The following is a 22,173-nucleotide window of genomic DNA, read 5'->3' as shown; positions in this document are numbered from 1 at the left end:
GGGCATCGGGGCGTGAGCATGGAATCTGGAGGGATATGGGGCCGGAATGTACCACGGCGTGCCCGATGGGCCCCGTCGCTACAGCTTATCGGATGTATTTTCTTTTTACGCCCGATAAGCTGTATCTTGAAAATACAGCCAAAATAGCGTAAAACTGTTTTACAGCTTTATAGCTGTATTCGGCCCCATCCGACCATAATCCCAGCCATGTATCCCATCCGCATCATCAGCCAGCTACGGCCGATCCTCCAGGGCTTCCGCAAGTCCCGCGGGCTGACCCAGGCGCAACTCGCGGCGCGCCTGGGGGTGAGCCAGCAGACCTATGCCCGGCTGGAAGCCAACCCGGCGCGCGTCAGCGTGGAGCGGCTGCATGCGGTGTTGCAGGCCCTGGACGTGGAAATGCTGCTGTCGGCCGATGGGGACGACGACAATCGCGGCGGTGGCGCCATGCTCCGCCAGCCCCCACCACACGAGCCCTGGTAATGGGGCGCCGACCCCTGCGGCGCCAGCTCGGCGTCTGGATGAACGGCCATTTCACGGGCGTGTGGGCACAGGGCAGCGAGGGCGAGACTTTCCACTACGCGTCACGCTGGATCCACAGCGCGCAGGGCCGGCCGCTGTCGCTCTCGATGCCGTTCCGGTCAGACAACGCACCGTACCGTGGCCGCGTGGTCACGGATTATTTCGACAACCTGCTGCCGGACAGCGACGCCATCCGTCGGCGGCTCGCGCAGCGCTATCGCACGCGCGGCACGGGTCCATTCGACCTGCTCACGGCGCTTGGCCGCGACTGTGTGGGCGCGCTGCAGCTGCTGCCCGAGGGCGAGGTGCCCGAAGCGCTGCGCACCATCGAGGGCAGTCCGGCCGATGACGCGCACATCGCCCGCTTGCTGCGCGATACCACGAGTGCGTCACCTCTCGGCCAGCATGGCGACGACGCCGACCTGCGTCTGTCGATTGCTGGCGCGCAGGAAAAGACCGCGCTGCTGCGCCAGGATGGCCAGTGGTTCATTCCGCACGGCAGTACGCCCACGACCCATATCCTCAAGCTGCCGCTCGGGCTGGTGGGCAATATGCGCGCGGACATGCGGACGTCCGTCGAGAACGAATGGCTTTGCGCGCAGCTGGTCGAAGCCTTCGGCCTGCCCATCGCGGCGTGCGAGATGGCGATGTTCGAGGACCAGAAGGCGCTGGTGGTCGAGCGCTTCGACCGGCGCGTGGCGCCCGATGGCGAATGGATCCTGCGCCTGCCGCAGGAGGACTTCTGCCAGGCGATGGGCCTGTCCCCGCTGGCCAAGTACCAGGCCGATGGCGGGCCGGGCATTGCGGACATCATGGCCATCCTGGCCGGCTCCGATGCGCGCGAGGCGGATCGTCGCAATTTCTTCAAGACGCAGATCCTGTTCTGGATGCTCGCGGCCACGGACGGGCACGCCAAGAACTTCAGCCTGAGCATTGGCCCGGGTGGCCGCTACTGGGCTACGCCGCTGTATGACGTGCTCTCGGCACATCCCATCGTCGGAGGCGGCGCCAATCAGCTGGCCATGCAGAAGGCGCGCATGGCCATGGCGGTGCGAGGCTCGCAGAATTACTACCGGCTGGCCCAGATCCAGCGTCGGCACTGGATAGCGCAGGGGCGGCAGGTGGGGCTGCCCGAGGCGGACGTGGAATCGATAATCGCCGAACTCGTGGCCGCCGTGGACCCGGCGCTTGCCGCCGTCGCGGCCCGCCTGCCCGGAGATTTTCCGCAGGACGTGGCCGGGGCCGTGTTCGATGGCATCAGGGCGCAAGGCAATAAGCTGCTATAATGCCGGACTTGGTCCTCTCTCCAGACGACAGGACCGGGTGCCGACATCACTACAAAGACTCAGTTTTGGCACCCTTCGGGCGTACACCCGAATCGATCCGGGCCACGTGGCCCGTCACCATATTGACCGGCGGCAAGTCCGCTCCGTACCCGGCACGCCCCGTACCAGCGCGCCAGCTTACGCAAGCACGGTCACTCCGCGTCAATCGCGACGACATGCACCTCAGTGCGTGTTGCGCACATTGACCCTCCTTCCCATCGCGTTGGAACCAACTGGCAAGCAGTGGCGCACATCGGTGCCCGGCCTGCGCATGCGCGTTCACGCGAAACGAGACATCACATCACATTGCAGCAAGCGCAAATCATTGAATCCCCGTACACGGTTGCCGTGTACCCCATCGAGCAAGAGCCAGGCGTCTGGTTCGCGGCATATCTGATCCGCGAATACAAGGACGGCATGGAACGCGTGGTGGCCAACGTGGCCATGCGCCACGACACCCACAGTACCGCCGCCCGGGCCAAGCATGCCGCCCGCTGTGCCGGCGAAGGCGCCATCACGCGCCTGGCTGCGCGACACCATCAACCGGGCGCCACTGCCCACGCTAATCAAGGAGCCCGTCATGGCTAAGGAAGATCTCGTCGAGTTCGGCGGCCACGTTTCCGAAGTGCTGCCCGATAACCGTTTCCGCGTCGTTCTCGAAAACGGCTTCCAGGTGTGGGCGTATTCGTCGGGCCGCATGAAGAAGAACCGCATCCGGATCCTGGCCGGCGACCGCGTGACGCTGGAAATGTCGCCCTATGACCTGACCAAGGGCCGCATCAACTACCGGCACAAGAATTGAGCGCAGTCATGAACCATCCCGCCCCCGACGAGGCCATCATGTCCGCCACGTCTACCAATGACGAATGGGAAATCATGCATCTGACGCCCGTGGGCTGGATGGACGGCAGCTACCGGCACGAGCCGGGCGAGGCCGTGGCCATCGCCGCGCCGGCCGATGACGTGCTGACCGTGCGCCGGCACGTCAGCGCCACCTACGGCGGGCCGTGCCGCGTGGTCGAGGACCGCACGCCGCGCACCGAAGACATGGCACTGATCGAACAGTTGCTGACGAAGTTCGGCGCGCCGGGCTTCGGCGTCTGAGAATCCGGGGCGTCAGCCGCGCGCGCGGCGCGCCTCGTAGGCCTTGAGACTCGTCAAGGCCAGTTCCAGGGTCGGCGCCGGCGTCTGGCCGCGCCGCGCCAGCAAGTCTCCCACGATCTGGTCCGATTCGATGGCGGCGCCGCGCTCCAAATCGCGCAGCATCGACGCCATCAGCGGAGAGCCTTCCGCGAACAGTGTCGCCCGGGCCTGCTCGAGCGCCGGCGCCCGCGCCGGATAGCCGTTCGCGGCCGCAATCGCCGCGCACTCATCGAGCAGCGCCGCAATGGTCTCCCGCCCGCGCGGTGCGGCCAGGATGTCGCCAATCGTCGCCCGCATCAGGCAGGTGGACGAGGCCAGCGTCGCCAGAAACAGCCACTTTTCCCACATGTCCTGCATGATCGCTTCACTGCGCTGCACGTCGAAACCGGCGTTCTCGAGCACGGCGGCCACGGCACGCGCGCGCTCGGTGGTGCCGGCTGGCCGTTCCCCGAACGAGAGAATGTGGAAGGCCGACAGATGCAGGATGGTGCCTTGCTCGTCCAGCGTGCTGGAGATCATGCAGCGGCCACCCATCACGCGCTCGGCGCCGAAGCGGGCATCGAGCTTGTCCAGGTGTTGCATGCCGTTGAGCATGGGGATGACCACCGTGTCGGGGCCCACGGCCGGCGCGAAGCTGTCCATGGCGCCGTCCAGGTCGTAGGCCTTGCAGCTCAGCAGCACTACGTCGTACGGCGCGGTGATCTGGGTGGATAGCACCGTGGGCGGGTCCTCGATGCGCACGTCGCCATGCGGGCTCATGATCCGCAGGCCGCGCTCGGCCAGCAAGGCGGCGCGCCGGGGCCGCACGAGGAACGTGACGTCACGCCCGGCCTGCAGCAGCCGCGCCCCGAAATAGCCACCAATCGCACCCGCTCCGACTACCAGAATCCGCATGTTCGACTCCCCAGGTCAGCCCGGCTCCCAGGCCGGGTGAGCGCCATTGTAGTGGGGCGCCGCAAAAGCTGCTGGCGGGCGCCGTGGCCGTCATTTGCCCTCGCCCCGCGCCTGGCTGCGGGCGAGGTAGACCTCGTGCAGGGTGATCTTGCGCACCTCTGCCTGGCTCGCGCCGATGTGCGAGCGCAGCAGCCGGCAGGCTTCATCTGACCGATGGGCGAGCACGGCGCGCAGGATGCGCCCGTGCTCTTCATACGTGGCGTCCACGCGCGCCGGCTTGGTGAAGTCCAGTCGGCGGATCAGGCGGATGCGTTCGGTGACGTCGCGATGCACGCGCGCCATCTCGGGGTTGCCGGCGGCCTCCACCAGCGTGCAGTGGAAGGCCTCGTCGAGCTCGCCCACGCGCGCCATGTCCGGCAGCCGCGCCTCGGGCGCCACCAGCCAGATCGCGGCCAGGGCGGCCAGGGCCGCCTGGTTGCTGTCCGGCGCCATCGCGCACAGCCGCCGCACGGCTTCGGTCTCCAGCACCATGCGCAGGTCGTACAGCTGCTCGAACTTGTCGAAGTCGAACGGCAGCACACGCCAGCCGGCGCGGAAACTGACCTCGACGAACCCTTCCTGCTTCATCCGGAACAGTGCCTGCCGAACCGGCGTGCGTGACACGCCCAGCCTCTCGCAGACTTCGTTCTCGGTGAAGCGGTCGCCGGGCACGAGGCGAAAGTCGGCGATATCGCGCTTCAGCAGCGCGTAGACATCGTCGGCGCGCGAGGTGCGCCCGGCATCGGTAGGGGGCATGGCATTCATCGGGATAGGCGCGGTGCGGGTCTCGGCGGGACGGTTGGGCCGGCGCTGGCGCCCATTATGCGCCGCCGCCGGCCGGGTCGCCACCGGCCCCGGGGGCAGGTTTCAGCGCCGGACTTCACGCTGGAAGATCTCCAGGCTCTGCCGCTTGGCCGCGACGAAGCTCGCCTGCGACAGCGTCTCCACGGTGCGTGGCCGGGCATCGCCGTAGTCCAGGATTTCGGCCACGCGCGTCGGGCGCTTGGTCAGCAGCAGGATCTGGTCCGCCAGGTACACCGCCTCCTCCAGGTCGTGCGAGACCAGCAGCATGGTCGTGCCGGTCTGCATGAACACCTCCTGCAGCTTCTCCCGGATGAACAGCGTCATCTCGAAGTCGAGCGCGGAGAACGGTTCGTCGAGGAACAGCACCTCGGGCCGGGGCGCCAGCGCCCGCATGATCGACGCGGTCTGCTGCTGCCCGCCAGACAACTCGTACGGGTAGCGGTTCAGGTCGAACTTCACGTCGAAGGACGCCACCAGCTCCGCCATGCGCCGGTCCACCTCGGCCTTGCTGCGGCCCTCCAGCAGCAGCGGATAGGCGATGTTGTCGATGGTCCGCATCCACGGGAACATCGCCTCGCGGTAGTTCTGGAACACGTAGCCAATGCGCGTGTCCTTGAGCGACTTGCCGTCAAACAGGATCTCGCCCCGGTCGATCGGAATCAGCCCCGCGATCATGTTGATCAGCGTGCTCTTGCCGCAGCCGTTGGGGCCGAACACCGAGACGATCTTGCCCTTCGGGATGTCCAGGTCGAAGTTCTCGTACAGCGGCCAGCCGGCGAAGTACTTGGTCAGCCCGCGGATAGTGATATGGGTGCCCGGCGGCCCCGGGCGGAACGGCGGCACCGGCACGTCGGCGTGGCGGGCGGGGGTCAGAACGGTGGTCATGGTTACCTTCCACTCCAATGGACGATGCGGCGCTCCAGCACCAGGAACGCGATGTTGAGCACATAGCCGAGCGCGCCGGCCGCGAGGATGGCCGCGTACATGGTCTTGACGTTGAGCACCTGCTGGGCGTCGATGATGGCGTGGCCGAGGCCGTTCTCGGAGCCGATGAACATCTCGGCCACGATGACGATCACCAGCGCCATCGACACAGCGGAGCGCAGGCCGACGAAGCTCGGCTGCAGGCTCTCCCAGACCAGCACGTCCCGGAAGATGCGCCAGCGGGAGGCCCCCATCACGCGCGCCGCCATCACGCGCTGCTTGCGCGCGTTGATCACGCCATAGGCGCTGTTGAAGACCACGATCAGCAGGGCGCCGAAGGCGGCGATGGCCACCTTGTTGATGTCGGACACGCCGAAGATCAGCAGGAACAGCGGAATCAGCGCGGAAGACGGCGTGGAGCGGAAGAAATCGATCAGGAACTCCACGCTGCGGTAGGCCCGCTCATTGCTGCCGAGCAGCACGCCCAGCGGCATGCCGACCACTGCCGCGATGGCGAAGGCCTGCAACGTCCGCGCGACGGTGACGGCGAAGTCCGCCAGCAGCTCGCCGCCGGCCAGCCCGGTGGCCAGCGCCACCAGCGTATCGGCAGGGCTCGGCAGCAGGATCGGCTTGATCAGGCCGAAGCGGACCACGAGATCCCAGATGGCGAACAGCACCAGCGGGCCGACCATCGGCAGCAGCCGGTCACCCAGGGGCCGGCGCGGGGCGGCGTCGTTTGACGCCGGGGGCGCCCAGGACTTGCCGGCGGGCGGAGCCGTGGCCGGCACGGCGGCGGTATCAGACAGTTCGGACATGGTCGTCAGGCCTTGTAGAGCAGCGTGTTGACGTCCACCTTGCGCGAGAAGATGCCCTTCTCGGTGAACAGGTCGTAGAACTTCTGGAAGTGGGCCGCGTCGCTGGCCTTGAATTCATCGAAGAACAGGTAGTCGGCCATCGGCACCTCCGCCGTCAGCGCGCCTTCGATGGCGGTATAGCCCTTGAGGAAGGGGCGCGCCTCGGTCGGGTTCTGGCGCACCAGCACCACGCCGCGCCGGTAGGCGGCCAGGTAGGCCTTGGCTACGTCCTTGTTCTTGCCGAGGAACTCCGTGGTCAGGCTGGCCGAGCCGCCGTGCCACGGGGCCATCGGGTCGCCGAGGATGTAGCGCGCCACCACACCGGCCTCCAGCGTGCGCGTGGTGCCATTGAGACGGCCGATGGTGCCGGTGGGCTCGAGCGAGTAGACCCCGTCGATCTGGCCGGCGGCGAGCGCTGCCACGTGCTGGCCAATCGGCAGCTCCGTCACGCTGATCTTGCCGGCACCGGCGCGCTCGAGCATGGTCTTGGCGAGCACCACGTTCTGCAGGCCCGGGCCGCACGCCACGCGCTTGCCCTTGAGTTCCGCCACGGTCTTGATCGGGCTGTCCTTGGCCACAAGGAATTCGTCCAGCACGAACTTGGCGTTGGTCGGGTTGGTGCAGAAGATCTTCAGCAGGCCGGGCTGGGCAATGTCACCGATGGCCAGTGCTGCCGAAGCGGTGCCATTGGCGCTGCCGTCGCACCGGCCGGCCAGGATGGCCTCGATCACCTGCTGCGGGCTGGCGAACTTGATCGGTTCGACGTTCAGCCCGGCTTCCTTGAAATAGCCTTTTTCGACGGCGGCGAAGAAGGGCAGGCCCGAGGCGACCGGCCAGTAGCCGATGCGCAGCTTGGGCGTGCCCTGCGCGCGGACGATGGCCGGCGCGGCCAGCACGGACAGCGCGGCGGCGCCGGCCTTCAGCGCGCGGCGGCGCGAGGGGGAGACGGTGGCGGGGGCAGCGGCCGGGCGGGAGGTAGAGCGGAAGATGGGGCGGGACATGGCAGGTTCCTGTACGTGAATGTTGAGGATTCGGGAGACGGTCAAGCGGCGGACAGCGACGTGATATAGGCGCGCCAGCCGCCATGGGCGCTGACATCGGGCGCGCCTTGCAGCGCATGGCCTTCGCAGACGAAGCCATGGACCCAGCGGCCATCGGCCAGCTCAAGGCTGCCCAGCGCCAGCGGAGCCGGCACCAGCGCCAGGAAGCTGCCGACGGCGGCGAGCGGCACCTGCCAGACCTCCACGGCGATGGCGGCGCCGGCTTCCTCTGCGGCTCCCACGCGGCGCAGGCCGGGCTTGGGCGGCGTGGTGCCGGGCAGCGCATGCAGGCGGTAGCGCGGCGCGGTGGTGGTGGCTTCGGCCAGCGTCGCGCCACGTTCGGTCAACTGACCGTTCAGCGGCATGCCGGAGAGATGGGCGCCCACCACGGCCAGCGGCAGATGGGTCGCCGGCGATGGGGCCAGCGCGGCGATCCCTACCGGTGCGGGCAGCGGGGCGTCAGTCGCACCCTGCGTCAGCCCGCTGGCGTGGTGGAAGCGTTGCCCCAGGTCGGCGAGTTGCCAGTCGCTGCCGGCCTGGCCGATCAGCGTGATGCCGAACGGCAGCCCGTCCGGGCGCAGGCTCGCGGGCACGGACAGCGCGGCGTAGTCGAGCAGGTTGACGAAGTTCGTGTAATGGCCGAGTTCACGGTTGCGCACCACCGGATCGGCCAGTATGGCGGCGATGGTGCAATGCGTCGGCGCCGTGGGCACGCACAGCACGTCGATGTCCTGCCACATGGCAGTCGCGCGCTGGGCCAGCGCCTGGAGCGTGTGCTGGGCATCGAATACATCGGCGGCGCTGTAGCGGCTACCTGCGGCCAGGATCGAGCGAACCGGCTCGATGACCGCCCCCGGCGCGAGGTCGAAGAAGGGGCGCACGGCGGCGTAGCGCTCGGCGACCAGCGCGCTGTCATAAAGCAGCGCGGCGGCTTCGGCCAGCGGGGCATAGTCGATGGGCACGGCGCGGCCGCCCAGCGCCTCCAGCGCGGCTACGGCGTCGTCGAAGGCCCGGCGGGCGAGGTCATCGCCAAAGAACTCCGGCTCGGACGGCACGCCAAAACGGAACGCGGCGGGCAGCGGCGTGCGCGCCAGTGGCAGCGCGCGCGAGTACGGGTCCTGCGGGTCATGGCCGGCGGCGGCTTCCAGCACGCGGACCGCCATGGCCACCGTGCGCGCCAGGATCGACACGCAATCCACGCTCTGCGCGGCGGGAAACACCCCGTGCGCGGAGATCAGGCCCTTGCTCGGCTTCAACCCGACGATGTTGTTGAGCCCGGCGGGCACCCGGCCGGAGCCGGCGGTGTCCGTGCCCAGCGCGAAGTCCACCGCCCCGGTGGCCACCGCGTACGCCGAACCGGAACTCGACCCGCCGCTGACATAGGCCGGGTCGAACGCATTGGGCACCGCGCCGTAGGGCGAGCGCGTGCCATTCAGGCCGCAGGCGAATTGGTCCAGGTTGGTCTTGCCGGCCAGCGCCGCGCCGGCGCCCAGCAGGCGCGCGATCACCGTGGCGTGGGCGTCCGGCACGTAGGCAAACTCGGGGCAGGCGGCGGTCGTCGGCACGCCGGCCACGTCGATATTGTCCTTGGCGGCAAAGCGCAGCCCGGCCAGCGGGGCGTGATCCGGGTGCGGGGCGGAGACCGGGGTGTCGAACCGTTCGATCCACGCCGCATCGGCCTTGCCGGAGGCGGCTGGGGTGGCCGCTGGGGTAGCGGCGACAGAGGTACGCATGAGTGTCCTATCTGAAATCCAATCTTGGATACAAGATAGCAATCGCCATGCCAAAGGCACTTTTGGGCGGATAAATTGCCGCCTCGCGTGAGGGAAATCTCTATGAAATCAGTGGATTAACTGCATGGCTAGTTCGCGCTTGGCCTGCCTGACGGACGCAACCCCCAGCCGTCCGCGACCCCGTCCGGCCATCCAAAAGCCCCGGCACGGTGCGCCCACGCACCAGTCCCGGGAGGTCTTTACTGACACGGCGCTACGGGGTCCGCCCGACAGCGCCCGCCCGCCGCGCCGTCTACTGTGAAAGTCTCGACCGGGATCGATTCAATTGACTGAAGGAGCTGGCTTGTTCGCGACCTGGGCCTTGGTCATTGGCGCGCTGCTGATCACCATGGGGCTGATCGACTCCATGGTGAAACGCCTGCCCATGTCGCCGTCCGGCCTGTATCTATTAGTGGGTATGGCGCTCGGCCCCGGCGGCGCCGGGCTGATCGTGCTTGACCTGACCGACCCGGGCCACGTGAAGGTGCTGGAATGGATCACCGAGCTGGCCGTGCTCGTCGCCCTGTTCGGCGTGGGCTTGCGGATGCGGGTGCAGATGACGTACCGCGTCTGGCGCCTGCCGGTGCGGCTGGCCAGCGTGGCCATGCTGCTGACCATCGGCGGCGTGTGCGCCGTGGCGGCCGGGTGGCTGCAGGTGCCGCTGGGCGTGGCGGTGCTGCTCGGGGCGATCCTGGCGCCCACGGACCCCGTGCTGGCCTCGGACGTGCAGATGGCCGATACCGAGGATCGCGACGTCGTGCGCTACAGCCTGACCGGTGAAGGCGGGCTGAACGATGGCACGGCGTTCCCGTTCGTCATGCTCGGCCTCGGCCTGCTGGGCTATCACGAGCTTGGCGCGTGGGGCGGGCGCTGGATGGCGGTCGATCTGATCTGGAGCACGCTCGGTGGGCTGGCCGTTGGCGGGCTGCTGGGCTGGCTGGCCAGCAAGACCATCCTGGTCCTGCGCCTGCGCTTCCATGAGGCGGTGGGGCTGGAGAGCTTCCTCACGCTGGGCCTGATCGGCGTCTCCTACGGCGCCGCGCTGTTGCTTCACACCTACGGCTTCCTGGCCGTGTTCGCGGCGGGGCTGGCAATGCGGCAGGTGGAGCGCCGCGAGAATCCCGCCACGCCGCCGGCGGAGGTCATGGGGCCGCTGCATACGGCCGATGTCGAGACCACCTCCACGCACGCGCGCAAGGCTGCGGCCTACCTGACCCATACCGCCTCGGAGTTCTCGTTCAATATCGAGCGGCTGGCCGAACTGTGCGTCACCCTGCTGATCGGGGCGATGCTGACCCGGGAGGTCTTCCACGCCCAGTACGTGGCGCTGGCCCTCTTGCTGATCTGCCTGATCCGGCCGCTATCGGTCTATGCGTCCACCTTCGACCTGCCCATGGCGCGCGGCCAGCGGCGCCTGACCGCGTGGTTCGGCATTCGCGGCATCGGCTCGCTCTACTACCTGGCCTATGCCCTGACGCACGCCGCCGGGGAGGAATGGCGTTCCTTCCTGATCCACGCCACGCTGTGCACCGTGGTGTTCTCCATCGTCCTGCACGGCCTGACGGCCACGCCGCTGATGGCCTTTTATCAACGGCTGCGGCGCTAGGTGACCACTCAGCGCCACGCACCTCTCAGCGCCTCTCAGCGCCGCTGCGCCAGCCCGATCCCCGCGGCGATGGTGACCAGCCCCACGCCGTGATACCAGTGGGGCGACTCGCCGAGCAGCAGCGTGGAGAGCAGGGCGGCGAACACCGGCGTCAGCGTGATGAAGAACACCGGCAACTGCGCGCCGGCCCGGGCGATGGCGCGGTCCCAGGCGAAGTAGGCCAGCAGCGAGGGAATCGTCGCCACATAGAGCAGGATGCCCAGCACCTTGCCGTTCCAGGGGATGGGGGCCGGCAGGGTCATCAGCTCCCACGCCGTGACAGGCGCGCTGGCCACCACGCCGGTCACGATCTGCGCGAACAGCAGCACCGGCAGCGGCAGGTCCGGGCGATGCTTGCGCAGCAGCCAGGTATAGGCGCTCCAGGCGATGGTCGCCGCGAGCATGAACAGGTCGCCGGGCACGAAGTCCAGCTGCGTCAGCCGCCCCAGATCCCCGCGCACCAGCACGAAGGACACCCCCACCAGACACAGCAGCGCGCCGGCCACATGCCACGGCCGCATGCGCTCCCTGAAGAAGAGCGCGCCGATAATCAGCAGGAACAGCGGCGTGGAGGCGCCAATCAGCGTCACGTTGATTGGCGTCGAGGTGGTCAGCGCGAGATACTGGAACGCGTTGTAGCTGGCAATCGACAGCACACCCATCGCCGTGAGCAGCCCGGCATGCCGGCGCAGCGTGGCGCGATGCTCCACCACCCCGCGCCAGGCGTAGAGCCCCAGCAGCGTCCCAGCCAGCACCCAGCGCACGAAGTTCAGGGTGATCGGCGGAAACGTACCGGCGGCGAGCCGCCCGACGATGGCGTTGCCCGCCCAGGCCAGTGGCGGGAAGGTGAGCAGGAACAGGGTGGCCCCGTCGAGGCGTCGGGTGGCGCTGGCATGCATGGGGGGTGGGGAGGGCGTGGTGGGGATGCGGGATTATCCGCCATCGCCGCGTGTGGCGCTCGCGCCGCCCCCAGGGACGCCTAAGGTGCCCCCTAAGGCGCCCCCTAAGGCGCTCCCTAAGGCGCCCCCTAAGGCGCTCCCTAAGGCGCCCGCTGCACCCGATACACCTTGCCGCTCGTCGATGAAGTCCCCGGATCGGCCAACACATAGAGTTCCTGCGCGGCGTCGGTGCCGAAGGAGTAGACGCTGCCGCTGGCGGTGACCGGCCAGTCCACCCGCTCGGAGACGGCCCCGTCCCGGTACAGGAAGCTGGCCAGCTTGCCGGTGCACAGGTCGGTATAGAAATAGCGGCCCTGGAGTTCGGGCAGGGCCGCGCCGCGATAGACGTAGCCGCCGACGATGGCGCAGCCGCCGCCGTCGTGGCTGTATTCGAAGACGGGCGCGGTCAGGCCGGCGGGGTCGCAGGGGGTGGCGCCGACGCAGGCGGTGCCTTCCAGGCGGTCCCAGCCGTAGTTGAGGCCGGCGCTGGCCGTTGGCACGGCGTTGACCTCCTCGCGCTGGCCCTGGCCGACATCGGCGATATAGAGCAGGCCGTTCGCATCGAACGAGAACCGCCATGGGTTGCGCAGCCCCATGGCCCAGATCTCGGCCCGGCCACCCCCGCCGCCCGCGAAGGGATTGCCGGCCGGCACGGCGTAGCTGGCGCCGCTCACGTCGATGCGCAGGATCTTGCCCAGCAGCGTGCCGCTGTTCTGCGCGTTGTTGGAGGGGTCGTTGCTGCCGCCGCCCTCGCCGGTGCCGATGTAGAGCATGCCGTCCGTGCCGAACGCGAGCTGGCCGCCATTGTGATTACTGGCGCCCGGGTGCGGAATCGACAGCAGCACCGTGCCGGTGGGGTTCGCCACATCGGGGTTGCTGGTCGAGACGGTGTAGCGCGCCACGGTGATCGCCCCGTTCTGGTCGGTGTAGTAGACGTAGAAGCGCCCGTTGGTGGCGTAGGCGGGGTCGAACGCCATCGAGAACAGGCCGCGCTCGCCGTCTGTGGTGGTGAGGCTGGAAATGTCGAGGAAGGACGTGCCAGGCACGCTGCCGTCCCGCACGATGCGCACCTGGCCAGCGCGCTCCACCACGAACAGCCGCGGGTCGTTGGCAGGCGCGGTGAGGAAGATGGGTGCCGCGAAGCCTTCCGCCACCTGGGCCAGCGACAGCCGCATGTCCGCGGGCGCGCCGTAGCTCACGCCGATGGTCGGCGCGGTGTTGGGCGCCACCATCGCAGTCTGCACGGCCTGCGAGGGTTGGTAGGACGTCGAACCGGTCAGCACCGGGGCCGCCGTCACGGTGTAGGTGCCGGCCACGAGGTTGCCCAGCGTGATGGTCTGGGCGACGGTCTGCCGATACCCACCCGGCCCGTTCACCGTGATGTTGGCGGGCGTGCCGGCGGGCAGGCCGGACACGACGATTGAAAGCGTGGCGGGCGTGCCGCCGCTGGTGATCTGGATGTCGCCGCCGCCACCGCCACAGCCGGCCAGCCACAGCGTGACGAGCCCGAGCAGACGACACAGCATCCATCGATGTGCACGAATCATCACTGCCACCCCCTCACCGCGTTGCCGAAGCCCTTGTATCCTAGGTCGGTCTGAGCCGGGGCAGCAGGCAATCGAGCAGCACGTCGAAGGCGGGGCCGATATCTTCCTCGGGTACGCAGGCATAGCCCAGCAGCAGCCCGCGCCGGAGCGCCGGCCCCATGAAATAGCGCGACAGCGGCCGCACCAGGATGCCGCGCGCGCGGATGTCGGCCGTCAGCGCCACATCGTCCACGTGATCGGGCAGGCGCAGCACGAGGTGCAGCCCGGCGTTACTCGCGTGTTCGTGCAGGGCCTCCGCCCCGAGGTAGCGCTCGATCAGGCCAGCCAGCACCGCACGCCGGCGGGCGTAGAGCGGCCGCATGCGGCGGATGTGCGCGGCATAGTCGCCGGCCTGCATGAACTCGGCCACGGTGGCCTGCGTCATCAGGTGGCCGGCGCGGTACAGGTCGGAATGGGCGGTCTGGAAGGACGCCGCCAGCCCCTTCGGCAGCACCAGGTAGCCCATGCGCAGGCCGGGGTAGAGCGTCTTGCTGAAGGTGCCGATGTACAGCACCGGCGCGTCCGGCTCCATGCCCTGGAGCGACGGAATCGGCTGGCCGGAGAAGCGGAATTCGCTGTCGTAGTCATCTTCCACGATCCAGCTACCGTGCCGCCGCGCGAACTCCAGCAGCGCGCGCCGCCGCCGCAGGCTCATCACGGCGCCCAGCGGATATTGGTGCGAGGGCGTGACGAAGATAAAACGCGGCGCGGGGGTGTCGGCCTCCGCCTCGGGCAGGCACAGCCCTTCGGCGTCCACGGGCAGCGGCACCATGCCGATGTCGCTGACCTGCAGCACGCCGCGTATGCCCCAGTAGCCCGGCTCCTCCACCCACGCCTGATCGCCCGGCGAGCCCAGCATGCGCGCCACGAGATCGATCGCCTGATGGATGCCTTCGGTAATCAGCACCTGATCCGCGTCGCAGCGCACGGAGCGCGCCACGCGCAGGTGGGCCGCCACCGCCTCGCGCAGGGTCGGCAGGCCGCCGCCGTGGCTGTAGCTGAGCCATTCGGGCTGCGGCCGGCGCCACAGCCGCGCGGCGATCTGGGCATAGCGCCGGTGCGGAAAGCGCGTCAGGTCCGGCACGCCGGGCATGAAGGCGCCCCATTGCGTGGGCGATGCGGCGGCACTGGAGACCAGCCGCTGCCCGCGCGGCGAGAGGCCCGGCATGGCCGGTGCCATGGCTGGCGCGCTGTTCGCGGCGGTGGCGTTCAGGTAGCGCTCGGGCGCCGTGTCGGCCACGAAGGTGCCGCTACCCGTGCGGGCGCGCAGGTAGCCCTCGGCCAGCAGTTGCTCGTAGGCAAACATCACCGTGTTGCGGGACAGGCCGAGTTCCGCCGCCAGGTCGCGCTGGGGCGGCAGGCGCGTGGCGGGCGCCAGGCTGCCGTCCAGGATCGCCCCCCGGATGCAGGCGTAGAGGGCCCGGTTCAGGGGTTGGTCCGGCGGTTGGTCCAGGCCGGCGCGCTGGCCGAGCCGCTGGAGCAGCAGGTCGCCGCAGATCGATTTCACATTGGCACCATCGAATTTGTCAAAGTGGCGCTGGATTGTAGGGCCAAAGGAGATTGGAATGCACGTCACACCTGTCACTCCCTGCCGCCCCCCATGAAAAACAGCGAACTGAACCAATCCCGTGCCCAGGCCACGCCGCGAGGCGTTGGCGTGATGTGCGATTTCTATGCCGACCGGGCCGAGAACGCCACCCTGTGGGACGTGGAAGGCCGCCAGTACACCGACTTCGCCGCCGGCATCGCCGTGCTGAATACGGGGCATCGGCATCCGCGTGTGATGCAGGCCATCGCCGCCCAGCTCGACCGCTTCACCCACACCGCCTACCAGGTGGTGCCTTATCCGAGCTACGTCACGCTGGCCCAGCGCATCAACGAACTGGCGCCGGTGCCGGGGCCAAACAAGACCGCGCTGTTCACCACCGGCGCGGAAGCCGTGGAGAACGCGGTCAAGATCGCGCGCGCCCACACTGGCCGTCCGGGCGTGATCGCCTTTTCGGGCGCCTTCCATGGCCGCACGCTGCTGGGCATGGCGCTGACCGGCAAGGTGGCGCCGTACAAGATCGGCTTCGGGCCGTTCCCGTCGGACATCTTCCACGCGCCGTTCCCCAACGCGCTGCACGGCGTCAGCCCGGCGCAGGCGCTGCAGGCGCTGGAAGGGCTGTTCAAGACCGACATCGATCCCAACCGCGTGGCCGCCATCATCGTGGAGCCGGTGCAGGGCGAGGGCGGCTTCCAGCCGGCCCCGGCTGACTTCATGCGCGGCCTGCGCGCCGTGTGCGACCGCCACGGCATCGTGATGATTGCGGACGAGGTGCAGACCGGCTTCGGCCGCACCGGCAAGCTGTTCGCGATGGAGCACTACGACGTGCGGCCCGATCTCGTGACGATGGCCAAGAGTCTTGCCGGCGGCATGCCGTTGTCGGCGGTGTGCGGCCGCGCCGCCATCATGGATGCCCCGCTGCCGGGCGGGCTCGGCGGCACCTACGCGGGCAACCCGCTGGCCGTGGCCGCCGCGCATGCGGTGATCGACACCATCGCCGAGGAACAGCTGTGCGAGCGCGCCGTGGCGCTGGGCCGGCAGCTCAGCGCGCACCTGACCGCGCTGCGCGCGAGCTGCCCGGCGCTGGCCGAGGTGCGCGGGCTGGGCTCGATGATCGCCGCCGAGTTCCGCGACCCCGCCACGGGTGCGCCCAGTGCCGAGCACGCGCAGCGCGTGCAGCGCCGCGCGCTGGACGCCGGCCTGCTGCTGCTGACGTGCGGCACCTACGGCAACGTGATCCGTTTCCTCTACCCGCTGACGATTCCGCAGGCGCAGTTCGACGCCGCGCTGGGCGTGCTGGCGCAGGCCATGGTCGAGTAAGTCAGACGCCAAGGCGGGGCACGCCCAGCGTGCCCCGCGCCAAGCCGGTGCATCGCCCCGGCCAACTTCCGCTCGAGGAAGGGGGCGGGAAACACTCACCTCAACACCTACCTGACACGTGCCCATTCGGTGTGGCACGCATGTTGCGGATAAGAGCCAGCGCGAACCTGCGCAAAATCCACGAGGGACCAACCATGCGTTTTAGTAGATCGACGAATTTCCGGGCACTCATGACGGCTTCCGTGCTGGCCGCGCTGGCCGTGTCGGCCATGTCTTCCACGGCCATGGCGCAGGCCACGCGCGACTGGCCGACCCAGCCGGTGCGCATCGTCGTGCCGTTCCAGGCGGGGTCCGCCACGGACCTCATCACGCGCCAGCTTGGCGTGGGGCTGGGCAAGGAGTACGGGCAGAGCTTCGTGGTGGAGAACCGGCCCGGCGCCGCCGCGATGATCGGCAGCGAGGCCGCCGCGCGCGCGCCCGGTGATGGCTATACGCTGCTGATGTCCGGGCCGGCGTCGATGGTGACCAACCGCTTCCTATACAAGAAGCTCAGCTACGACCCGGATGCCTTCGAGAAGGTGGCCGTGGTGGCCATCACGCCGAATATCCTGCTGTCGAACCCGTCGTTGCCGTTCAAGACGCTGCCGGAGATGGTCGCCTACGCCAAGGCGAACCCCGGCAAGCTGACCTATGCGTCGTTCGGCTCGGGCACCACCTCGCATATCGCCGGGGAGATGCTCAAGGCCGTGGCCGGCATCGACATCGTCCACGTGCCCTACAAGGGCGCCGGCGAGGCGATTCCTGCGTTGCTGTCGGGCCAGGTGTCGATGTACTTCGACACCATCATGACCGGCCTGCCGTTCGTGAAGTCCGGCAAGCTGCGCGCGCTGGGCATGTCCACCGCGAAACGGTCCCCGCAGGCGCCGGAGATCCCGACCATCGCCGAGCAGGGCTACGCCGGCTTCGACATCGCGCCGTGGTACGGCATCGTCGCGCCCAAGGGCACGCCGGCTGACGTGGTGACCCGCCTCAACGGGTCGATCAACAAGCTGCTGAACACGCCGGACTTCCGCGAGAAGCTGGCCGCCACCGGCGCCGAGCCGCGCGGCGGCAGCGTCAGCGACTTCGCGGCGATGGTCGATGCGGAGATCCCCCGCACCGGCAAGCTGGTGAAGCAGGCCGGCGTGACCCTGCAATAACGGCTGGAACTGACGCGCCTCAGCCCGCCCCCAGCTCCAAATCCAGCGCCCGGCCGCGCGCCTCCATGGTGCGCCGGGCGATATTGAGTTGGTGGATCTGGGTGGTGCCTTCGTAGAGGCGGAACACGCGCACATCGCGGTAGAAGCGTTCCGCCACGGTGCGCGCCATGTAGCCGCTGCCGCCGAAGACCTGCACCGCGCGGTCCGCCACGCGGCCGCACATCTCGGAGGCGAACATCTTGCACATGGACGCCTCCATGGTCACGTCGCCGCCGCTGTCGCGCTTGCGGGCTGTCTCCAGCACCAGCGCGCGCGCCGCGTGTACCTCGGTGTTGCTGTCGGCAATCATCTGCTGCACCAGCTGGTGATCGGCGATGGGGCGGCCGAACTGCTCGCGCGTGGCGGCGTAGCGCACCATCTCGTCCACCAGCCGGATGGCCGGGCCGATGCACAGCCCGGCCAGGTTGATGCGCTGCTTGTTGAGCGCCTTCATGGCGGTCTTGAAGCCCCGGCCCGGCACCTCGCCGACGATGGCCGAGGCCGGCACGCGGCAGTCCTTCAGGTACACGTCACCCACCGGGGAGCCGTGCTGGCCCATCTTGCGCTCGGCCGGCCCGGTGCTCAGGCCCGGCGTGCCGCGCTCGATCAAGAAGGCGCTGATGCCGTGCGCGCCCGGCGTGTCGGGGTCCGTGCGGGCGAAGACCGTGAACAGGTCCGCCAGCGGGGCGTTGGTGATAAAGCACTTGCTGCCGTTGAGCACGTAGTGGTCGCCATCGCGCACGGCTACGGTGCGCAGCGACGTGGCGTCCGAGCCGGCCTCGGGCTCGGTCAGCGCGAAGCAGCCGGTGATCTCGCCGGAAGCCAGCCGGGGCAGGTAGCGCGCGCGCTGGGCCTCGGTGCCGTCTACCACGAGCGATTCGGAGGCGATGCCGGTATTGCCGCCGAAGCGGGCGCGGAACACCGTGGCTGCCTGCGACACCTCGATATTGACCAGCGTCAGCTCCTCGGCGGTCAGCCCGGCGCCGCCGTACTCGCGCGGAATGCTGTGGCCGAACAGGCCCAGCGCGCGCATCTGTTCCACCACGGGCTCGGGAATGACATCGGTGCGATCGATCTCGGCTTCCAGCGGGATGCAGGTTTCCAGCACAAAGCGGCGGATGTCGGCCAGCAACGTGTTCAGGGCGGAGGGATTGCTAATCATGGGAGGTCGCCTCTCAGGAAAGGATTATTGGGCGGTGATGCCGGACGCCTTGAGCACGCGGGCCCACTTGCGCGATTCGGCATCGACGTATTTGTCGAAGGCGGGCGCGCTCTGCGGGGTCACGTCCATGCCAAGGTCCTGGAGCCGGCTGGCGACATCCGGCGCGGTCACGGCCTGGGCCACCGCGTCGGCCAGCTTGCGCACCACGGGGTCTGGGGTCTTGCGCGGCGCCACCAGCCCGAACCACGCGCCGGCCTCGTAGCCGGGCAGGCTGGCTGCCTCGGCCACGGTGGGCACGTCCGGCATGCCGGGGTAGCGCTTGGCGGAGGTCACGGCCAGCGCGCGCAGCTTGCCGGACTTCACGTGTGACTGGGCGATGGCCACCGTGAGCGGCATCATCGACACCCGCCCGCCGAGCAGGTCCGTCAGCGCCTCCGGCTGGCCCTTGTACGGCACGTGGGTGATCTGCACCCCGGCGCTCTGCGCCAGCAGCGCGCCCGCCAGGTGGTTGGAGGTGCCGACGCCGGCGCTGGCATAGGTGAGCTTGTCGGGATGGGCGCGGGCATCGTCGAGCAGTGCCTTGAGTGTCTGCGCGCTGGAGGCGGCCGGCACGGCAATCACGTTGGGAATCATGCCAAAGCCGCCGATGGCGCGGAAATCGCGCTCGGCGTTCCAGGTGATGCTGGCGTTGAGCAGCGGCCCCACCGCGTGGCTGGGGCTGACGGCGAGCAGCGTGTAGCCGTCCGGCGCCGAGCGGGCCACGCCGTCCGTGCCGATGGCGCCGCCCGCGCCGGCCTTGTTCTCGACGATGACCGGCTGGCCCAGCGTCTTCGACATCCGCTCCGCTACCACCCGCGTCACGGAATCCACCACGCCGCCGGCGGAGAAGGGCACGATGATCCGGATCGGATGGTCCGGGAAGCGCGCCGCGCTCTCGTTGGCCTTATCCGCTGCCTTATCCGCAGCCTGAGCGGCCGCTGACCAGAGGGCCGGTGAGGCTGCCATCAGCAGCGCGCAAGTGAGCCACCCGCGACGCGAGCGGGCCAGAATCTTCATGCCAGACATGGTTGTCTCCGTATAGCGAATAGGACGATGGTCGTCGATGGGTCCGGCGGCCTCTGCGGGCCGTCCGGGTGGCCTGGGCGCGATGGCCGGCTGGCTATCGCATCAGGCCGAATTCGATTTGTCGCACGGCTTCCAGCAGCTTCGGGGCGACTTCCCGTTCCAGATAACCGTCCTTGTCACGCAAGGCCGAGATCGAACAGTTCAAGGCAAACGGCTCCTGTTTCTGCATGCGGATCGGCGCGGCAATCGCGTGGATCTCGGAGCGCCACTCGCCCGGGCTCAGGCAGTAGCCGCGTGCGGGAAAGTGCTGCTGCTCCGCCGTCCACATCGGTTTCTCCACGCGAAACCGCTCCGGGTCTTCCACGCGCAGCCGGTTCAGCACCGCCGTGCGCTCCTCCGCGCTGCACCCGAGCAGCAGCGCGCGGCCAATCGACGTGGACAGTACGGGCCGGGTGCTGCCGATGTCCGGCTGGTACACGTTGGTCGGGTCCAGCCGGCAGCTATCCACGTATACCACGGTCAGGCGGTCCCGCATGCCGAGGTTCACGGTGCAGCCGGTTTCCCGCGCGATGGCCTCCATGTAAGGGCGGGCCACCTGGCGGATCGGCAGCGCGGCGAGCATCGGGTACGCCAGCGCCAGTACGCCCGAACCGAGCCGGTACTTCTGCGTGCCGGGCACCCGGCTCAGGAAGCCCAGCAGGCACAACGTGTAGGTCAGCCGCGAGACCGTGGCCTTCGGCAGCCCGGTGCTGACCACGAGGTCCTGGTTGCCCAGGATTGGCCGGGCCGGCGTGAAGGCCCGCAGTACTTCCACGCCGCGCGCCAGATTGGTGGCGAACTGTCTGTCGTGGGCCAGCTCATCGGCGCTGGCCAGGCCGGAAATCGTGTTTGGGTCCATGGCGGGGGTGCGCTGGGGTGAATTCATCTTGGTTTCCGCAGGTCGGGGAGTCAATGATGAACCGAAACGGTTTCGCTGTGCGAAACCCTGCTTGCAAGGCGGGTCCGCCGAGCCCACCCTCGTCTCACCCGACCTTTCCCCATCTTTCCTGGCGACGACATGCATCCCTCCGATCCCAATTCCGCACAGCGGGCCCCCTCCACCGTCCCCGCCGCCCCCTCCGCCACCGCCGCCACCGCCGCCACCGCCGCCACACCAGGCGGCCCGCTGCGCGGCGTGCGCATCCTCGACATGGCCACCGTGGTGGCTGCGCCGTTCTCCGCCACGCTGTGCGGCGACATGGGCGCGGAGGTGGTCAAGCTGGAACTCCCGGACGGCAGCGACCCGCTGCGCGGCCTGGCGCCGGTGAAGGACGACCTGTCGCTGTACTGGAAGGTCACCAATCGCGGCAAGCAGGGCATTTCGCTCGATGTGCGGACGCCCGAGGGCCGGGCGCTGTTCCTGCGCCTGCTGCCCGAGTTCGATGTGCTGGTGGAGAACTTCCGCACCGGTACGCTGGATCGATGGGGTCTGGATATCGCCACCCTGCATCGCGCCAACCCGCGCCTGACCGTGCTGCGCCTGACCGGCTTCGGCCAGACCGGGCCGTATGCCGCCAACCCCGGCTTTGCGCGGATCTTCGAGGCGATGAGCGGCTTCACCAACCTGTGCGGCGAGGCCACCGGCGGGCCGATGCATATGAACTACCCGATCGGGGACATGGTGGCTGGGCTGTTCGGCGCGTTCTCGATTGCCACGGCGATTGCCGAGGCGCGCGGCGCCCCGGAGGGCCCGGGGCGGGAGATCGACCTGTCGGCCACGGAGGCGCTGCTGCGCCTGCTGGAGCCGCTGGCGGTGGAGTACGAGCAGCTTGGGCAGGTGCGCGGGCGCTCCGGCAACCGGGCGACCTATACCGCGCCGTCGAACATGTATCGCACGGCGGACAACCAGTGGGTCTCGCTGGTGGCCTCGTCGGACGTCACCTTCCGGCGGCTGGCCAAGGCCATGGATCGGCCGGATCTGGCGGAGTCTGGCGCCTATCGCCGCAACCCGGACCGCATCCGCAATATCGGCCCGCTGGACGACCTGATCGTGGCCTGGTTCGCGGCACAGCCGTATGACGCCATCGCCGCCGCGCTGAAAGCGCACGAGGTGCCGTTCAGCAAGGTCTTCACCATCGTCGATGTGATCGACGATCCGCATTTAAAGGCGCGCGAGGCCATCGTTCGGCTGGAAGACGCCGACCTCGGCACGATTCCGGCGCCGTGCGTGGTGCCGCGCTTCTCCGGCTACCAACCGTCGCCGCCGCGCAGCGGCCCGGCCACGGGCGAGCACAACGCGGCCGTGTATGGCGCGATCGGTGTCACCGCGGCGGACCTTGCGGCGCTGAAGTCCGCTGGCGTGGTTTGAGTATGTCGG

The 22,173-nt window shown here is 68.9% G+C and carries 21 protein-coding genes; 9 read left to right on the top strand and 12 right to left on the bottom strand.

Annotated features, from left to right (window positions below):
- Nucleotides 1–207 precede the first annotated feature (207 nt).
- The 5 genes from AB4120_RS23125 to AB4120_RS23105 all read left to right on the top strand — a co-directional run bounded on the left by AB4120_RS23125 (nucleotide 208) and on the right by AB4120_RS23105 (nucleotide 2,951).
- A complete protein-coding gene (locus AB4120_RS23125) occupies nucleotides 208–483 on the top strand; it encodes a helix-turn-helix domain-containing protein (RefSeq protein WP_149139194.1) in 276 nt (91 codons plus the stop codon).
- A complete protein-coding gene (locus AB4120_RS23120; RefSeq protein ID WP_187645242.1) occupies nucleotides 483–1,808 on the top strand; it encodes a type II toxin-antitoxin system HipA family toxin in 1,326 nt (441 codons plus the stop codon). The genes AB4120_RS23125 and AB4120_RS23120 overlap by 1 nt, the downstream gene beginning before the upstream one ends.
- Nucleotides 1,809–2,153: 345 nt before the next feature.
- Nucleotides 2,154–2,435, top strand: a complete 282-nt coding sequence (locus tag AB4120_RS23115) for an isochorismatase (RefSeq protein WP_392388533.1) — start codon at nucleotides 2,154–2,156, stop codon at nucleotides 2,433–2,435.
- Nucleotides 2,428–2,649: a translation initiation factor IF-1 gene (gene infA / locus AB4120_RS23110; RefSeq protein WP_092299836.1), complete on the top strand. Its 222-nt coding sequence runs from the start codon at nucleotides 2,428–2,430 to the stop codon at nucleotides 2,647–2,649. The genes AB4120_RS23115 and infA overlap by 8 nt, the downstream gene beginning before the upstream one ends.
- A gap of 8 nt (nucleotides 2,650–2,657) precedes the next feature.
- Complete coding sequence (locus AB4120_RS23105; RefSeq protein ID WP_441642903.1) at nucleotides 2,658–2,951, top strand: translation initiation factor 1; 294 nt, start codon at nucleotides 2,658–2,660, stop codon at nucleotides 2,949–2,951.
- A gap of 12 nt (nucleotides 2,952–2,963) precedes the next feature.
- Here AB4120_RS23105 and panE read toward each other — a convergent pair whose 3' ends face one another.
- From panE to atzF, 6 genes are all read right to left on the bottom strand, one after another.
- Entirely contained in the window at nucleotides 2,964–3,884 is a 921-nt protein-coding gene (gene panE, locus AB4120_RS23100) for a 2-dehydropantoate 2-reductase (protein WP_149139196.1), read from the bottom strand.
- 90 nt (nucleotides 3,885–3,974) lie between these two features.
- Nucleotides 3,975–4,679 (bottom strand): GntR family transcriptional regulator, encoded by a 705-nt coding sequence (locus tag AB4120_RS23095; protein ID WP_244844910.1) that lies wholly within the window; start codon nucleotides 4,677–4,679, stop codon nucleotides 3,975–3,977.
- A gap of 111 nt (nucleotides 4,680–4,790) precedes the next feature.
- On the bottom strand, nucleotides 4,791–5,612 hold the full coding sequence (locus AB4120_RS23090; protein ID WP_144197115.1) for an ABC transporter ATP-binding protein: 822 nt from the start codon (nucleotides 5,610–5,612) through the stop codon (nucleotides 4,791–4,793).
- A 2-nt stretch (nucleotides 5,613–5,614) separates the two neighbouring features.
- A complete protein-coding gene (locus tag AB4120_RS23085) occupies nucleotides 5,615–6,466 on the bottom strand; it encodes an ABC transporter permease (protein WP_149139197.1) in 852 nt (283 codons plus the stop codon).
- 5 nt (nucleotides 6,467–6,471) lie between these two features.
- Entirely contained in the window at nucleotides 6,472–7,506 is a 1,035-nt protein-coding gene (locus AB4120_RS23080) for an ABC transporter substrate-binding protein (protein ID WP_149139198.1), read from the bottom strand.
- A gap of 41 nt (nucleotides 7,507–7,547) precedes the next feature.
- Nucleotides 7,548–9,278, bottom strand: a complete 1,731-nt coding sequence (atzF, locus tag AB4120_RS23075; protein ID WP_441642902.1) for an allophanate hydrolase — start codon at nucleotides 9,276–9,278, stop codon at nucleotides 7,548–7,550.
- A 343-nt stretch (nucleotides 9,279–9,621) separates the two neighbouring features.
- On the opposite strand from atzF, the gene AB4120_RS23070 reads away from it, so the two are divergent.
- Nucleotides 9,622–10,923 (top strand): cation:proton antiporter, encoded by a 1,302-nt coding sequence (locus AB4120_RS23070; protein WP_262389799.1) that lies wholly within the window; start codon nucleotides 9,622–9,624, stop codon nucleotides 10,921–10,923.
- Between the two features lie 35 nt (nucleotides 10,924–10,958).
- Here the strand turns inward: AB4120_RS23070 and AB4120_RS23065 are convergent, their stop codons facing one another.
- The 3 genes from AB4120_RS23065 to pdxR form a co-directional block, all read right to left on the bottom strand.
- Entirely contained in the window at nucleotides 10,959–11,861 is a 903-nt protein-coding gene (locus AB4120_RS23065) for a DMT family transporter (protein ID WP_441642901.1), read from the bottom strand.
- A 140-nt stretch (nucleotides 11,862–12,001) separates the two neighbouring features.
- On the bottom strand, nucleotides 12,002–13,426 hold the full coding sequence (locus AB4120_RS23060; RefSeq protein WP_441642900.1) for a PQQ-dependent sugar dehydrogenase: 1,425 nt from the start codon (nucleotides 13,424–13,426) through the stop codon (nucleotides 12,002–12,004).
- Between the two features lie 61 nt (nucleotides 13,427–13,487).
- Entirely contained in the window at nucleotides 13,488–14,993 is a 1,506-nt protein-coding gene (gene pdxR, locus AB4120_RS23055; RefSeq protein ID WP_149139199.1) for a MocR-like pyridoxine biosynthesis transcription factor PdxR, read from the bottom strand.
- Between the two features lie 93 nt (nucleotides 14,994–15,086).
- On the opposite strand from pdxR, the gene AB4120_RS23050 reads away from it, so the two are divergent.
- The gene (locus tag AB4120_RS23050; protein ID WP_149139200.1) at nucleotides 15,087–16,352 is read left to right on the top strand and encodes a 4-aminobutyrate--2-oxoglutarate transaminase; all 1,266 of its coding nucleotides are present in this window, start codon (nucleotides 15,087–15,089) and stop codon (nucleotides 16,350–16,352) included.
- A 230-nt stretch (nucleotides 16,353–16,582) separates the two neighbouring features.
- Complete coding sequence (locus AB4120_RS23045; protein WP_149139201.1) at nucleotides 16,583–17,551, top strand: Bug family tripartite tricarboxylate transporter substrate binding protein; 969 nt, start codon at nucleotides 16,583–16,585, stop codon at nucleotides 17,549–17,551.
- Nucleotides 17,552–17,570: 19 nt separating this feature from the next.
- Here the strand turns inward: AB4120_RS23045 and AB4120_RS23040 are convergent, their stop codons facing one another.
- The 3 genes from AB4120_RS23040 to AB4120_RS23030 form a co-directional block, all read right to left on the bottom strand.
- Nucleotides 17,571–18,752 (bottom strand): acyl-CoA dehydrogenase family protein, encoded by a 1,182-nt coding sequence (locus AB4120_RS23040; protein ID WP_149139202.1) that lies wholly within the window; start codon nucleotides 18,750–18,752, stop codon nucleotides 17,571–17,573.
- A gap of 24 nt (nucleotides 18,753–18,776) precedes the next feature.
- Entirely contained in the window at nucleotides 18,777–19,817 is a 1,041-nt protein-coding gene (locus tag AB4120_RS23035; RefSeq protein ID WP_441642899.1) for a Bug family tripartite tricarboxylate transporter substrate binding protein, read from the bottom strand.
- 94 nt (nucleotides 19,818–19,911) lie between these two features.
- A complete protein-coding gene (locus tag AB4120_RS23030) occupies nucleotides 19,912–20,742 on the bottom strand; it encodes an IclR family transcriptional regulator (RefSeq protein ID WP_262389800.1) in 831 nt (276 codons plus the stop codon).
- A 264-nt stretch (nucleotides 20,743–21,006) separates the two neighbouring features.
- Here AB4120_RS23030 and AB4120_RS23025 point away from each other — a divergent pair, with 264 nt between their 5' ends.
- On the top strand, nucleotides 21,007–22,164 hold the full coding sequence (locus AB4120_RS23025) for a CaiB/BaiF CoA transferase family protein (protein ID WP_392388566.1): 1,158 nt from the start codon (nucleotides 21,007–21,009) through the stop codon (nucleotides 22,162–22,164).
- Nucleotides 22,165–22,173 lie beyond the last annotated feature (9 nt).

It is taken from the genome of Cupriavidus sp. 2KB_3, assembly GCF_052115685.1.
In the GTDB taxonomy this organism is placed as follows: Bacteria; Pseudomonadota; Gammaproteobacteria; order Burkholderiales; family Burkholderiaceae; genus Cupriavidus; species Cupriavidus campinensis.
Note: the sequence above shows the minus strand (reverse complement) of the source record. Positions and strands in the feature narration are given on the sequence as shown.